Source organism: Streptomyces sp. NPDC058796 (genome assembly GCF_042745235.1).
Lineage (GTDB): Bacteria > Actinomycetota > Actinomycetes > Streptomycetales > Streptomycetaceae > Streptomyces.
In genome coordinates this window covers 365,001-377,269 of the sequence record NZ_JBHYOP010000005.1, presented here as the reverse complement: position 1 = coordinate 377,269, position 12,269 = coordinate 365,001, and the positions used below count along the sequence as shown (strand labels likewise).

Genomic DNA, 12,269 nt, shown 5'->3' with positions numbered 1-12,269 from the left:
GGGGGCGGGCACATGCCTGCGCCGGTGGAGGTTTGGCGAACACTCTTGCGGCCACACGGAGGGGGAGGTGGCCATGTCGAACACGAACAACACGTCCGAATCGCAAGGCTCACAACAGAGTTCACAGAGCCCACAGAACTCACGCAAATCAGAAAAGCCGCAGAAGTCACACAACTCACGTGACTCACACAACTCGCAGCAGTCACAGCAGTCACAAGAAGCACAGGAGCCGCGTAGGCCCCGGCCGATGGAGGTGCTGCGTGAGGCCCGCGCCCAGCTCGCGGAACTCACCGGCATGACCGCGGAGACCGTGTCGTCCTTCGAGAAGACGGCGGAGGGCTGGTCGCTGGAGGTCGAGGTGCTCGAACTCGAGCGCGTGCCCGACACGATGAGCCTGATGGGGAGCTATCAGGTGGAACTCGACTCCGAGGGGCAGCTCACGGGCTACCGACGCGTCCGGCGTTACGAACGCGGACGGGCCGACTCGCGCGGCGGCCGCTAGGCCGTCGGGCCGGTCGGACCGCACCCGAACCCACACCCACAGACAAGACGGAGGAACAGCTGGCATGACTGTCGTACCGGCACAACAGACCGGCGGCGGAGGCGGCAGCAGCGGCCTTTACGACGTGCTCGAGCTTGTTCTGGACAGGGGGCTCGTCATCGACGCATTCGTGCGCGTCTCCCTGGTCGGCATCGAGATTCTGAAGATCGACGTCCGCGTCGTCGTCGCCAGCGTCGACACCTATCTGCGCTTCGCCGAGGCGTGCAACCGGCTCGACCTGGAGGCCGGGCCCCGCAAGGACCCGGGGCTGCCCGACCTGGTCGGGGAGATGACCGAGTCCGGCGCCCGCGGCAAGTCCAAGGGGGCGCTGTCCGGCGCCGCCGAGACCATCTCCGACGCGTTCAAGCAGGCCCGTGACGAGGGCGGCTCCGAGCGCGAGACCGCTTCCCGTCCGCGCGCCCGCAAGGCCGCGCCCTCGCGCCGGAAGGAGGAGCAGGAGTGAGTACGTACGTCTACGGCATCACCGCCGGCTCGCACCCCTCGCCGCCCGCGGAGCTGACCGGGGTCGGCGACCCGCCGTGCAAGGTGCGCGTCCTGAAGGCGGGCGAGCTGACGGCCGTGGTCAGCGACGCGCCCGAGGGGCTGCGTCCCAAGCGCCGGGAACTGCTCGCCCACCAGAACGTGCTCAGCGAGGTGGGTGCGGCCGGCTGCGTGCTGCCCATGCGCTTCGGCAGCGTCGCCCCGGACGACGACGCGGTCACCGCCGTGCTCGCCGAGCGCGCGGAGCACTACCGGGAACGCCTCGGGGCGCTGGACGGCCGGGTCGAGTACAACATCAAGGCCAACCACGTGGAGGAGGCCGTCCTGCACCACGTGATGGCCGAGAACCCGGAGATCCGCGCCCTCGCCGAGTCCAACCGGCAGCAGGGCGGCGGAAGTTACGAGGACAAGATCCAGCTCGGTGAGATGGTCGCGGCCGCGGTGAAGGGCAAGGAGGCGCAGGACGCCGCGGCGCTGGAGCGCGCCCTGGAGCCCGCCGCCGACGCCGTGAGCACGGGCCCCGAGTCCACCGGCTGGCTGGCCAACGTGTCGTTCCTGGTGAACCGGGAGTCGGCCGAGGAGTTCCTGGCCGCCGTGGAGCGGGCCCGCGCGGACATGCCGCACCTGGAGGTGCGGGTGAACGGCCCGCTGCCGCCGTACAGCTTCGTCGAGCCCGGCCCCGCCGAGCCCGCGGGCACCGCGGCCGGCGGAATGGACGCCGGAACGGAGTGAGGACGTGGGACTGATCTCGGAGGTCCTGCTGCTGCCGTTCGCCCCGGTGCGCGGCAGCGCCTGGGCCATCAGACAGGTGTTGAACGAGGCCGAGCGGATCTACTACGACCCCGCCACGGTCCGAGCCGAACTGGCCCGCCTGGAGGAGCAGCTGGAGGCCGGTGAGATCACCGAGGAGGAGTTCGACCGACAGGAGGACGGGCTTCTGGACCGGCTGGAGATCGCTTCGCGCACGAGCGCGGGATTGGGCAACGGGACGGCACCATGAACCGAGTCGGACTGGGCCTCGCAGTAGGGGCCGGATATCTGCTGGGACGCACGAAGAAACTGAAACTCGCGGTCGCCGTGGGCACCATGGTGGCCGGCAAGAAGCTGAACCTGACGCCGAAGGGCATCGCGGAGCTGGTCAACTCGCAGCTGCAGAGCAACCCCCAGTTCAAGGAGATCGGGGACCAGCTGCGCACCGATCTGCAGGGCGTCGGCAAGGCGGCCTCCGGGGCGCTGGTCGAGCGGCAGATAGACGCGCTGGCCGATCGCCTGCACGGGCGCACGGCACAGGTCCGCGACCAGCTCTCGGGCGTGGCGTCGAAGGCACCGGGTGTCGGCTCCGACGACTTCTCCCGCGACTCCGAGGCCTCGGAGGACTCGGAGCCGTACGAGGAGCGCGAGGACCACGAGGACGAGGAGCCGGGGGAGCCCGAGGAGCGGAGCGAGCGAGCCCCGAAGAAGGCCCCGCCTCCGGAGCGCAAGGCCGCCAAGAAGACGCCCGCGAAGAAGGCGGCGGCCAAGGCCCCCGCCAAGAAGGCGGCGGCGAAGCGGGCCCAGCCCGCCAGGAAGGCGGCCGGCAGGAAGACCGCCGGAGCCAGGAGTGCCGCGCGCGGCGCCACCGGCGACCGGCAGTCGAAGGGCGGTGATGAGCGATGACCGACACCCTCGGTTCCGCGGCCTCCACGGCGGGCAAGGCCGCGAAGAAGAACCCGCTCGCCGACGTGGCGCAGAGCGAGGCGGCCGACCGTCTCAAGGCGGAGGTGCAGGACTACCTGGCCGCCCAGGTCACACGGCTGCTGACCGGTGTCGGCACCAAGCTCGGCGAGACCACCGGCAAGCTGAACGACATCGCCGAGGGAAACAGCCCCGGTTTCGCCAAGCTAGCCCTCGACGGCGGACGCAAGCTCGCCGAGGGCAAGAGCCCCGTGCGGGCCGCGTTCGAGGCAGGCGCCGGCAAGGTGAAGGACAACGTGGTCGGCGCGTTCAAGAACCTCGGCGGCGGCAAGGGCCGGAAGAAGGGCGGCGGCGGTCAGAAGCCGACGGTCATCATCGAGTACGTCGACGTCGGCGTGCCGCTGCGCACGGCCTACGACCAGTGGACCCAGTACCAGGAGTTCAGCACCTTCGCCAAGGGCGTCAAGAGCGCGAACCGCGCCGACGACACGTCGTCCGACTGGCAGCTGAAGGTCTTCTGGTCCAACCGCAGCTGGAAGGCGAAGACGACCGAGCAGGTCCCCGACGACCGGATCTCCTGGACGTCGGAGGGCGCCAAGGGCACCACCAAGGGCGTCGTCAGCTTCCACCGGCTCGCGGAGAACCTCACCCGGGTCGTCCTGGTCGTCGAGTACTACCCCAAGGGCCTGTTCGAGAAGACCGGCAACATCTGGCGCGCCCAGGGACGCCGGGCCCGTCTCGACCTCAAGAACTACGTCCGGCACATCACCTTCAAGGGCGAGGCCGACGACGGCTGGCGCGGCGAGATCCGTGACGGCGAGGTCGTCCGCAGCCACGAGGACGTCCTCGCGGAGGAACAGGAAGAGCAGGAGGGGCAGGAGGAACAGGAGGCCCCCGAGGCGGAGGAGGAGCCCGAGGGCGAGTACGAAGACGAGTACGAGGAGGAGCCCGAGGGCGGGGAAGAGCCCGAGGGCGAGTACGAGGAGGAGGACAACAAGGAAGCCGGGGAGGACGAATACGCGTCCGGTGACGACGAGTACGACGAGTACGACGAGCCCGAGGACGCCGACCGCGGGAGCCGTCGATGACCACCCCCAGCCGACTGCCCGATCCCTACGGCCAGGGACAGAGCGCCAACCTCGCCGACATCCTGGAGCGGGTGCTCGACAAGGGAGTCGTGATCGCGGGCGACATCAAGATCAACCTGCTCGACATAGAGCTGCTCACCATCAAGCTGCGGCTCGTCGTCGCCTCCGTGGACAAGGCCAAGGAGATGGGCATCGACTGGTGGGAGAGCGACCCCGCGCTCTCCTCGCGCGCCCGGCACGACGAGCTGACCCGGGAGAACGCCGCGCTGCGCGAACGCCTGCGCGAGCTGGACCCGGGCCGGGTACCGAGGGAGGCGCAGTGACCGGACTGCGGTACGTCTATGCGGTCTGCCGCCCCTTCGACGCGGCCCTCCAGTCCCAGCTGACCGGGGTGGCGGGCGACCCGCCCCGGCTGCTGGCCCACGGCGGGCTGGTCGCCGTCGTCAGCCATGTGCCGGAGGCCGACTTCAGCGAGGAGCCGCTGCGGGCCCACCTTGAGGACCTGGACTGGCTCGCCGCGACCGCCCGCGCCCACCAGCAGGTCATCGACGCGCTCACTGTCGTCACCACCCCGCTGCCGCTCCGGCTGGCCACCGTCTTCCGGGACGACAGCGGCGTACGCGTGATGATGGAGGAGCGGGAAGAGGCCTTCCGGCGCACGCTCGGCCGGCTGGAGGGGCGAGTGGAATGGGGCGTCAAGATCTTCGTCGAGGCCGGCCCCGAACAGCCCGCCGAGCGGGCCGAACCCGCCCCGAAGCCCACCTCGGGCCGGGACTACCTGCGGCAGCGGCGGCGGCAGACGCGGGCCAATGAGGACCTGTGGAGCAGGGCCGAGGAGTTCGCGACCCGCCTGCACGAGTCGCTGTCCGCGCGGGCCGACGACGCACGCCTGCACGCGCCGCAGAATCCCAGCCTTTCCGGTGCCACCGGACGGAACGTGCTCAACGCCGCCTATCTGGTGCGGCGCGAAACGTCCGAGGAATTCGTGGAAATGGTGGACCGTACCAAGGATGACGCCCCCGGAATTCGTGTGGAACTCACCGGTCCGTGGGCGGCCTATTCGTTCGCCGGCGAAGAAGGAACGGGGGGAGGGTCATGACCGTCGTCGAACGCCGTGAGATCGCCCTCGTGGACCTGCTCGACCGGCTCCTGGCCGGCGGCGTGGTCATCACCGGCGACGTCACGCTGCGCATCGCGGACGTCGACCTGGTCCGCATCGACCTCAACGCGCTGATCAGCTCGGTCAACCGCAATGTCCCGTCGCCGTTCGGAGACTGATCGACGTGACCGAACCCCGCAAACGCCTCGAACTGGAGCCCGACACGGTCGAGCGCGACCTGATCAAGCTGGTGCTGACCGTCGTCGAGCTGCTGCGCCAGCTCATGGAGCGCCAGGCGCTGCGCCGCGTCGACGAGGGCGACCTGAGCGAGGACCAGGAGGAGCGGATCGGGCTCACCCTGATGCTCCTCGACGACCGCATGACCGAGCTGCGCGACCGCTACGGACTGCGGCCCGAGGACCTGAACCTGGACCTCGGGCCGCTGGGACCGCTGCTGCCCCGGGAGTGAGCCTCCCGGGGCAGCAGCCTCGTCACGCGTCGTTCACCACCTGTACCAGCGGCCCCTTCCGCCGCCGGCCGTCGTCCCGCGGGCCAGGAAGCCCACCAGCCACAGGACCAGGACTGCCAGGGCAATCCACCAGAGGATCTTCACGGCGAATCCGGCGCCGAAAAGAATGATTGCGAGAAGCAGTACGAGCAGAAGCGGAACCATAATGTTGAACCTCCTGCCGTACTGGTTTCCCGGAGTTCACCGATCAGACGTGGCCGGGGCCTATTTTCGGCACAGAATTTCGCCGTGCAGAACGCTGAACCAGCCGTCCGGCCGCTTTCCCCATTCCCGCCAGGCCGCCGACACGGCGCGCAGCTCCTCCTCCGTCGCGTGGCCGCCCCCGGTGGCCTGCTCCGCGTACGCCGACGCGAGGGTGCGGTCCGCCCACAGGCCGCTCCACCACTCCCGCTCCTCGGGCGTGGTGAAGGTCCAGGTGGCGGAGGTCGCCGTGATGTCCGTGAAGCCCGCCTCCAGCGCCCAGGCCTTCAGCCGCCGTCCGGCGTCCGGCTCGCCGCCGTTGGCGCGGGCCACCCGGTCGTACAGGGCCAGCCAGTCGTCCATGCCCCGGGAGGCGGGGTGCCAGGTCATGGCGCCGTAGTCCGAGTCGCGGACGGCGACGACGCCGTCCGGCTTCGCCACCCTGCGCATCTCTCGCAGGGCCCGCACCGGGTCGCCCACGTGCTGGAGCACCTGGTGGGCGTGGACCACGCAGAAGGTGTCGTCCGGGTAGTCCAGCGCGTGCACGTCCGCGACCGCGAAGTCGGTGTTGGCCAGGCCGCGTCCGGCCGCCGTGGCCCGGGCCCGGTCCACGATCTCCGGAGCCCGGTCCACGCCGGTGACGTGTCCGTCCGGAACCAGCTCCGCCAGGTCCGCGGTGATGGTGCCCGGCCCGCAGCCGATGTCCAGGACGCGCATGTGGGGCTTCAGGGATCCGAGCAGGTACGCGGCGGAGTTGGCGGCGGTGCGCCAGGTGTGCGAGCGGAGCACGGACTCGTGGTGTCCGTGCGTGTATACGGCGGTCTCCCGCGGCTTCGGCATGATGGCCCCTCTTCCGGCTCTCCCGACGGTGAGGTCACCGTACGTCCATCGGCCACATCATGAGACCTGGGTATCAGCATGTGGGCTGACGGTGCATCAGGCGCAGTCAGGGGAGCAGCCCGTCACCGGGCAGCGGGCGGTACACCGTGAGCGCCTCGGGCAGCTTCTCCAGCGTCAGGTCGCCCTCCGTCTCGGTGAGTTCACCGTCGTACGCCATCAGCGTGCCGGGCGCGACACCGGACAGCCGCAACCGGTGCACCTGCACCGCCGCGTGGGCGGGGGAGCGGGTCAGCGGACCCGCGAGCGCCGCGGACAGCAGCCGCAGGGCGGGCCGGCGGCCACCGTGCACCACCCGCACGTCCAACTGCCCGTCCGCCAGGTCGAGGCGGCGGCCGGAGGCGATGCCCCTGCGGTGGTACGTGCCGTTGCCCGCGAACAGCATCCACAGCGGACGCCGGCGCCCCCGTACCTCCGCCTCCAGCGGGTGCCGGTCGGCGCGCAGCACCCGCACCGCCGCCAGCACCCCCGCCGGCCAGCCGCCGATCCGGGACGACCAGCGCTCCCGCTCGTTGACCAGCTCGGGGTAGACACCGAGGCTGAACGTGTTGAGGAAGATCCCGCGCTGCCCGCCAGAGACGAACCGGCCCACGTCCACCCGCACGCCCTCGCCGCGCTCCAGCGCCCGGCACAGATCCCGGACGTCCTCCACGCCGAGGTCATAGGCGAAGTGGTTGAGCGTGCCGCCCGGCAGCACGGCCAGCGGCAGCCCGTGGCGCAGGGCGGACTCGGCGGCGGCGTTCACGGTGCCGTCGCCGCCGCACACGCCGAGCACCCGGGCGTGGCCCGCGGCCCGCTCCAGCTCCGACCGGACGTCCTTGGGGTCGCACTCCACGACCTCGGCGTCGGGCAGCGCGTCGCACAGCGCCCGCACCCGGTCCGAGGTGCCCGAGCCGACGTTGGCCACCATGACCAGGCCCTCACCCTTGGGCAGCGCCGGCACGTCGGCGCGCGGCCGGGCCGGCGGGGTGTGCTGGGCACGCGTCGGCACCATGCCCCGTACGGCGAACGCGGCCCCCGCCCCGAGCGCCGCACCCGCCAGCACGTCACTCGGGAAGTGGACGCCGGTGTAGACGCGGGAGAGGGCGACCGCGGCGGCCACCGGAGCCACCGCAGCACCCCACGCCGGGGACTCCAGGGCGACGCCGGTCGCGAACGCGGCGGCCGAAGCGGCGTGCCCCGACGGGAAGGACGTGGTGATCGGCTGCCGCTTCAGCTGCCGGACCAGCGGCACCGGGTCGAGGACCGGCCGGGAGCGGCGCACCGACCGCTTGCCGAGCGTGTTGATCGTCAGCGAGGCCAGGCCCAGCGAGGCGAGCCCACGGGCGGCGGCGCGCCGCGCCCTCGGAGTGCGGGACGCGGCCAGCGCGGCCGCCGCCCCGAACCACAGCACGCCGTGGTTGGCGCTGCGGCTCAGCCGGGGCAGCAGCGGGTCGGCGCCGGGCCAGGCACGGGCGGCGACGGCCTCGAACATCCGCTGGTCCAGTCGCAGGAAGCCGTTGCGGACCGGATGCGGGCCGGGCGTCGGGGCGGTGAGGTCTACGTCGGGGCTCATGCCCACCGCATACCCTGCCGACGGCGTTTCCTGCGGCCGGCGTGCCCCGCGTCACGGCACCGGGAAATGCGTTTGCTCCGAGCCCGGCCGGAGCTGGAGAATCCGGTCGCATGGGACACCTTGAAGCCGCGCACCTGGAGTACTACCTCCCCGACGGGAGAGCGCTGCTCGGCGACGTCTCCTTCCGGGTGGGGGAGGGGGCGGTCGTGGCCCTCGTGGGTCCCAACGGAGCGGGCAAGACCACCCTGCTGCGCCTGCTGTCCGGGGAGCTGAAACCGCACGGCGGCACCGTCACCGTCGGCGGCGGCCTCGGGGTGATGCGGCAGTTCGTCGGCTCCGTCCGCGACGAGACGACCGTGCGCGACCTGCTGGTGTCCGTGGCGCCTCGCCGCATACGCGAGGCCGCCCGCGCCGTCGACGCGGCCGAGCACGCGATCATGACGGTCGACGACGAGGCCGCACAGATGCGCTATGCCCAGGCGCTCGCGGACTGGGCCGAAGCCCAGGGCTACGAGGCCGAGACGCTGTGGGACATCTGCACCACGGCCGCGCTGGGCGTGCCCTACGACAAGGCCCAGTGGCGGCAGGTGAGCACCCTGTCCGGCGGCGAGCAGAAGCGGCTCGTGCTGGAGGCGCTGCTGCGCGGCAACGACGAGGTGCTGCTGCTCGACGAGCCGGACAACTACCTCGACGTACCCGGCAAGCGCTGGCTCGAGGAGCGGCTGAAGGAGACCCGCAAGACGGTGCTCTTCGTCTCCCACGACCGGGAACTCCTCGCCCGTTCCGCCCAGAAGATCGTCTCGGTCGAGCCCGGTCCCGCGGGCGCCGACGCCTGGGTGCACGGTGGCGGCTTCGCCACCTTCCACGAGGCCAGGCGCGAGCGCTTCGCCCGCTTCGAGGAGCTGCGCCGCCGCTGGGACGAGAAGCACGCTCAGCTGAAGAAGCTTGTGCTGACCCTGCGTCAGGCGGCCGCGGTGAGCCACGAGATGGCCTCCCGCTACGCCGCCGCCCAGACCCGGCTGCGCAAGTTCGAGGAGGCCGGCCCGCCGCCCGAGCCGCCGCGCGAGCAGGACATCCGGATGCGCCTGAAGGGCGGCCGCACCGGCGTCCGCGCCGTCACCTGCGAGCAGCTGGAACTGACCGGCCTGATGAAACCCTTCGACCTGGAGGTCTTCTACGGGGAGCGGGTCGCCGTCCTCGGCTCCAACGGCTCGGGCAAGTCGCACTTCCTGCGGCTGCTGGCCGGCGACGACGTGGCCCACACCGGGCAGTGGAAGCTCGGCGCGCGCGTGGTGCCCGGACACTTCGCGCAGACCCACGCCCACCCCGAGCTGCTGGGCCGCACCCTCCTGGACATCCTGTGGACCGAACACGCCCAGGACCGGGGCGCCGCCATGTCCAGGCTGCGCCGCTACGAACTGACCCAGCAGGCCGAGCAGACATTCGACCGCCTCTCCGGCGGCCAGCAGGCCCGCTTCCAGATCCTCCTGCTGGAACTCCAGGGCGTCACCGCCCTGCTGCTCGACGAGCCGACCGACAACCTCGACCTGGAGTCGGCCGAAGCCCTCCAGGAAGGCCTGGAGGGCTTCGAGGGCACCGTCCTCGCGGTCACCCACGACCGCTGGTTCGCCCGCTCCTTCGACCGGTACCTCGTCTTCGGCAGCGACGGGCGCGTGCGCGAGACGCCGGAGCCGGTCTGGGACGAACGGCGGGTGGAGCGGGCTCGCTGACGCTCACGCGGGGCAGGGGCAGGGGCAGGGGCAGGGGCAGGGGCCGGGGCCGGGGCGCGCGGGCCGGGGACCGGGGGCCGGAGGTCACTTCCAGCGCAACAGCGCCCCCAGTCCGCCCACCGGCGCGTCCTCGGACGCCTTGGACGGCAGCGCCGGCGTCACCGAGATCGCCGGGGCGCCGGTCATCACCGCCGAGCGCAGCAGCGCGTCGTCCGCGCGGGCCGACCAGGAGTTCTGCTCGCCGAGCGTCTTCAGCTCCGTGCGGCGCATCGCCAGCTGGTCGGCGTCCTCGCCGATCCACACCTCGCGGTGGGTGTCGGGGGCGTCCGGGATGACCAGAAGCTCGTCGATGCGGTGCTCCCGCGCCGCCTCGACCAGCGCGGGCACGCCCTCCGCCGCACCGGCCCGGCCCTCGCCGTCCGGTGTACGGGCGGCCAGGAAGCGGCCCAGGTCCTCCCGCGCCCGCGAACGGACGTGATCGTCGCGCAGCTGCTCCACCTCGTCGTCCAGCAGCCTGCTGCCGGCACCGCGCGAGGCCTCCGCGATCCGCTCCTGCAGCCGCTTGGGAAGCCGCTCGTGCACGGACCGCCGCTCCCGGTCGTCCCCCACGAGGATCAGCAGGTCCGCGCCGGTCTCCTCCTGGCACACGGCGAGCGCGTCGGCGATCTCCGCCGCGTTGTGCTCCCAGGTGTTCTCCACCCGCAGCTGGAAGTGGCGCTCCGACCAGTCGACGCTGCTGGTGCGGTGCACCGGCCACTGCCGGCCGGTCACGCCGCCCGCGTCCGAGCTGCCCAGCGCGCTGCGCAGCTCGAAGTCGGCGCCCTTGCGGTCGATGTACGCCACCACGCACACCGGGTCCTCGCCGGCCAGGTCCAGCAGCGGCGTCACGTGCGGCAGCGGCGCCCAGTCGGCGGTGGTCCCGCCGTACGGGGGCCGGGCCAGCGGCGGGTCGAGGACCACCTGTCCGGCGCAGGCGAACAGGGCCCGCCCGTGCGGGTCGGTGGCGTGGCGCAGTCCCTCCACCGCCTCCCGCACGGCCCGGCAGGTCGCGTCGTCCGCGCCCTGCTCCGCCAGCTCCCGGGCCACCGCGGCGGCCGTCAGCTCACGCTCGTGGGGGGTGTCCTCCGTGTGCCGGGACAGGTCCACGTACACGGAGGCCCAGGGGCCCTGATGGTCGTAGAGGGGGTGTAGAAACGCGAGATCCATGGTGGCTCCCTCCCGGGTGCCGCTCGGGGGTGGTAGTGCTGCGGGGCGGGTACCCGGCCCGCATGAACGAACACGACACACGGGACGACACCATGACCGGAGTGGACCCGGGCCGCCTGGACGACCAGCAGCTCATGAAGGAGCTGGAGACCATCCACCGCACGCGCCACGACACCCTGCTCCACGGGTCGAACGACGCGCTGCGGGCCCACAACGAGCGCATGGCGCAGCTCGAGGGCGAGTGGCTGCGCCGCAACCCGCGTCGCGCGGTGGCCGCGGGCCGCACCCGCGAGGGGGCCAGGGAACGGGGCTGCGGGGAGTCGGCGGCGCCCGGCGGCTGAGCCGGGGCACCGGCCCGCACGGCGCCGGTCGCACGCCGAAGCCCGGCCCGTGGACGCCGATGGGGGTGCGTCCGGGGCCGGGCTCCGGTGTGACGGCGGGGCCGCTCAGCCGCCCGCCTTGGCGAACTCCGCGAGGAAGGTCTCGCAGAACGCCTTGAGATCGTCCGGCTTGCGGCTGGTGACCAGCACGTTGTTCCCGTGGTCGCAGACCTTCACCTGTTCGTCGACCCAGGTGGCGCCCGCGTTGCGGAGATCCGTCTGCAGGCTGGGCCACGACGTGACGACCCGGCCGCGTACGACGTCGGCCTCCACGAGGGTCCACGGAGCGTGGCAGATGGCGGCCACCGGACGCCCCTGCTCGAAGAAGTCCTTGACGAACGCCACCGCCTTCTCGTCCATCCGCAGGAAGTCCGGGTTGGCCACCCCGCCGGGCAGCACCAGTCCGCCGAACGAGTCGGCCGACGTGTCGCCCACCACCTCGTCCACCGGGAACGTGTCCGCCTTGTCGAGGTGGTTGAAGCCCTGGATCTCCCCGGACTGCGTGGAGACCAGCACGGGCTCGTGGCCCGCGTCCTTCGCGGCCTGCCACGGCTCGGTCAGTTCGACCTGCTCCACGCCCTCGGGCGCGGTCAGAAATGCGATGCGCATGTGGTTTCCGAGTCCTTTCCCTGCGCGCCGGCCGTGGTCGCCGTCCGGCGCGCGTGCGTCATTCGGTCGGCGCGGGCCGGTCCGGCCCGCAGCGGGCGTCCGGTTCCGCGCGGCTGATGTCGGCGAGCGCCGAGGCCGGGTCGCGGGCCTCGGCGAGATCGCCGAGGCTCACCACCCCGACCGGCAGCCCGTTCTCCACGACCGGCAGCCGGCGCACGGTGTGCTCGCGCATCAGCGCGACCGCGTCGGCCACCGGATCGTCCGGGGAGACCAGCAACGG

At 72.1% G+C, this 12,269-nt stretch carries 18 protein-coding genes (1 of these 18 only partly in view); 12 read left to right on the top strand and 6 right to left on the bottom strand.

Features of this window, described 5'->3' with window-relative positions; all coding sequences use genetic code 11:
- The first annotated feature begins 73 nt into the window (after window positions 1-73).
- From ACFW47_RS15885 to ACFW47_RS15840, 10 genes are all read left to right on the top strand, one after another.
- Entirely contained in the window at window positions 74-502 is a 429-nt protein-coding gene (locus ACFW47_RS15885) for a gas vesicle protein (RefSeq protein ID WP_386306060.1), read from the top strand.
- 64 nt (window positions 503-566) lie between these two features.
- Window positions 567-1,004 carry a gas vesicle structural protein GvpA gene (locus ACFW47_RS15880; protein WP_073730585.1) on the top strand — a complete coding sequence of 146 codons (438 nt, stop codon included), beginning with the start codon at window positions 567-569 and terminating at the stop codon, window positions 1,002-1,004.
- Complete coding sequence (locus ACFW47_RS15875) at window positions 1,001-1,774, top strand: GvpL/GvpF family gas vesicle protein (RefSeq protein ID WP_386278550.1); 774 nt, start codon at window positions 1,001-1,003, stop codon at window positions 1,772-1,774. Before ACFW47_RS15880 ends, ACFW47_RS15875 begins: the two co-directional genes overlap by 4 nt.
- Before the next feature lie 4 nt (window positions 1,775-1,778).
- Window positions 1,779-2,042 carry a gas vesicle protein GvpG gene (locus ACFW47_RS15870; protein ID WP_073730587.1) on the top strand — a complete coding sequence of 88 codons (264 nt, stop codon included), beginning with the start codon at window positions 1,779-1,781 and terminating at the stop codon, window positions 2,040-2,042.
- Window positions 2,039-2,698 carry a DNA primase gene (locus ACFW47_RS15865; protein ID WP_386278548.1) on the top strand — a complete coding sequence of 220 codons (660 nt, stop codon included), beginning with the start codon at window positions 2,039-2,041 and terminating at the stop codon, window positions 2,696-2,698. The genes ACFW47_RS15870 and ACFW47_RS15865 overlap by 4 nt, the downstream gene beginning before the upstream one ends.
- The gene (locus ACFW47_RS15860) at window positions 2,695-3,804 is read left to right on the top strand and encodes an SRPBCC family protein (protein WP_386278546.1); all 1,110 of its coding nucleotides are present in this window, start codon (window positions 2,695-2,697) and stop codon (window positions 3,802-3,804) included. Before ACFW47_RS15865 ends, ACFW47_RS15860 begins: the two co-directional genes overlap by 4 nt.
- The gene (locus ACFW47_RS15855; RefSeq protein ID WP_386278544.1) at window positions 3,801-4,127 is read left to right on the top strand and encodes a gas vesicle protein; all 327 of its coding nucleotides are present in this window, start codon (window positions 3,801-3,803) and stop codon (window positions 4,125-4,127) included. The genes ACFW47_RS15860 and ACFW47_RS15855 overlap by 4 nt, the downstream gene beginning before the upstream one ends.
- A complete protein-coding gene (locus tag ACFW47_RS15850) occupies window positions 4,124-4,903 on the top strand; it encodes a GvpL/GvpF family gas vesicle protein (protein WP_386278542.1) in 780 nt (259 codons plus the stop codon). Before ACFW47_RS15855 ends, ACFW47_RS15850 begins: the two co-directional genes overlap by 4 nt.
- Window positions 4,900-5,082, top strand: a complete 183-nt coding sequence (locus tag ACFW47_RS15845; RefSeq protein ID WP_003972471.1) for a gas vesicle protein — start codon at window positions 4,900-4,902, stop codon at window positions 5,080-5,082. Before ACFW47_RS15850 ends, ACFW47_RS15845 begins: the two co-directional genes overlap by 4 nt.
- A gap of 5 nt (window positions 5,083-5,087) precedes the next feature.
- Window positions 5,088-5,372, top strand: a complete 285-nt coding sequence (locus tag ACFW47_RS15840; protein ID WP_241847091.1) for a gas vesicle protein K — start codon at window positions 5,088-5,090, stop codon at window positions 5,370-5,372.
- A gap of 33 nt (window positions 5,373-5,405) precedes the next feature.
- On the opposite strand, the gene ACFW47_RS15835 is transcribed toward ACFW47_RS15840, so the two are convergent.
- The 3 genes from ACFW47_RS15835 to ACFW47_RS15825 form a co-directional block, all read right to left on the bottom strand.
- Window positions 5,406-5,576, bottom strand: a complete 171-nt coding sequence (locus ACFW47_RS15835) for a hydrophobic protein (RefSeq protein WP_073730593.1) — start codon at window positions 5,574-5,576, stop codon at window positions 5,406-5,408.
- Between the two features lie 60 nt (window positions 5,577-5,636).
- Window positions 5,637-6,452, bottom strand: a complete 816-nt coding sequence (locus ACFW47_RS15830) for a methyltransferase domain-containing protein (RefSeq protein WP_386278538.1) — start codon at window positions 6,450-6,452, stop codon at window positions 5,637-5,639.
- Window positions 6,453-6,558: 106 nt separating this feature from the next.
- Window positions 6,559-8,064 carry a bifunctional phosphatase PAP2/diacylglycerol kinase family protein gene (locus tag ACFW47_RS15825; protein ID WP_386278536.1) on the bottom strand — a complete coding sequence of 502 codons (1,506 nt, stop codon included), beginning with the start codon at window positions 8,062-8,064 and terminating at the stop codon, window positions 6,559-6,561.
- A gap of 110 nt (window positions 8,065-8,174) precedes the next feature.
- Between ACFW47_RS15825 and ACFW47_RS15820 the strand changes: the two genes are divergently transcribed.
- Window positions 8,175-9,794 carry an ABC-F family ATP-binding cassette domain-containing protein gene (locus tag ACFW47_RS15820; RefSeq protein ID WP_386278534.1) on the top strand — a complete coding sequence of 540 codons (1,620 nt, stop codon included), beginning with the start codon at window positions 8,175-8,177 and terminating at the stop codon, window positions 9,792-9,794.
- A gap of 84 nt (window positions 9,795-9,878) precedes the next feature.
- Here ACFW47_RS15820 and ACFW47_RS15815 read toward each other — a convergent pair whose 3' ends face one another.
- Window positions 9,879-11,000 carry a Vms1/Ankzf1 family peptidyl-tRNA hydrolase gene (locus tag ACFW47_RS15815; RefSeq protein ID WP_386278532.1) on the bottom strand — a complete coding sequence of 374 codons (1,122 nt, stop codon included), beginning with the start codon at window positions 10,998-11,000 and terminating at the stop codon, window positions 9,879-9,881.
- Between the two features lie 62 nt (window positions 11,001-11,062).
- Between ACFW47_RS15815 and ACFW47_RS15810 the strand changes: the two genes are divergently transcribed.
- Entirely contained in the window at window positions 11,063-11,341 is a 279-nt protein-coding gene (locus tag ACFW47_RS15810) for a DUF6158 family protein (RefSeq protein WP_217253986.1), read from the top strand.
- A 105-nt stretch (window positions 11,342-11,446) separates the two neighbouring features.
- Here ACFW47_RS15810 and ACFW47_RS15805 read toward each other — a convergent pair whose 3' ends face one another.
- Window positions 11,447-11,989 carry a type 1 glutamine amidotransferase domain-containing protein gene (locus ACFW47_RS15805; protein WP_386278530.1) on the bottom strand — a complete coding sequence of 181 codons (543 nt, stop codon included), beginning with the start codon at window positions 11,987-11,989 and terminating at the stop codon, window positions 11,447-11,449.
- Between the two features lie 58 nt (window positions 11,990-12,047).
- Window positions 12,048-12,269: the end of a CBS domain-containing protein gene (locus ACFW47_RS15800; protein ID WP_386278528.1), read on the bottom strand. Its footprint extends 231 nt past the window's final position; 222 of the gene's 453 nt are visible here — the last part of the coding sequence; the start codon falls outside the window, past its right edge — the gene reads right to left on this strand; the stop codon is at window positions 12,048-12,050.

Coding starts and splice junctions, on each gene's coding strand:
- ACFW47_RS15885 (WP_386306060.1), top strand. CDS start 74: ATGTCGAACACGAACAACACGTCCGAATCGCAAGGCTCACAACAGAGT.
- ACFW47_RS15880 (WP_073730585.1), top strand. CDS start 567: ATGACTGTCGTACCGGCACAACAGACCGGCGGCGGAGGCGGCAGCAGC.
- ACFW47_RS15865 (WP_386278548.1), top strand. CDS start 2,039: ATGAACCGAGTCGGACTGGGCCTCGCAGTAGGGGCCGGATATCTGCTG.
- ACFW47_RS15860 (WP_386278546.1), top strand. CDS start 2,695: ATGACCGACACCCTCGGTTCCGCGGCCTCCACGGCGGGCAAGGCCGCG.
- ACFW47_RS15855 (WP_386278544.1), top strand. CDS start 3,801: ATGACCACCCCCAGCCGACTGCCCGATCCCTACGGCCAGGGACAGAGC.
- ACFW47_RS15845 (WP_003972471.1), top strand. CDS start 4,900: ATGACCGTCGTCGAACGCCGTGAGATCGCCCTCGTGGACCTGCTCGAC.
- ACFW47_RS15835 (WP_073730593.1), bottom strand. CDS start 5,576: ATGGTTCCGCTTCTGCTCGTACTGCTTCTCGCAATCATTCTTTTCGGC.
- ACFW47_RS15830 (WP_386278538.1), bottom strand. CDS start 6,452: ATGCCGAAGCCGCGGGAGACCGCCGTATACACGCACGGACACCACGAG.
- ACFW47_RS15825 (WP_386278536.1), bottom strand. CDS start 8,064: ATGAGCCCCGACGTAGACCTCACCGCCCCGACGCCCGGCCCGCATCCG.
- ACFW47_RS15820 (WP_386278534.1), top strand. CDS start 8,175: ATGGGACACCTTGAAGCCGCGCACCTGGAGTACTACCTCCCCGACGGG.
- ACFW47_RS15815 (WP_386278532.1), bottom strand. CDS start 11,000: ATGGATCTCGCGTTTCTACACCCCCTCTACGACCATCAGGGCCCCTGG.
- ACFW47_RS15810 (WP_217253986.1), top strand. CDS start 11,063: ATGAACGAACACGACACACGGGACGACACCATGACCGGAGTGGACCCG.
- ACFW47_RS15805 (WP_386278530.1), bottom strand. CDS start 11,989: ATGCGCATCGCATTTCTGACCGCGCCCGAGGGCGTGGAGCAGGTCGAA.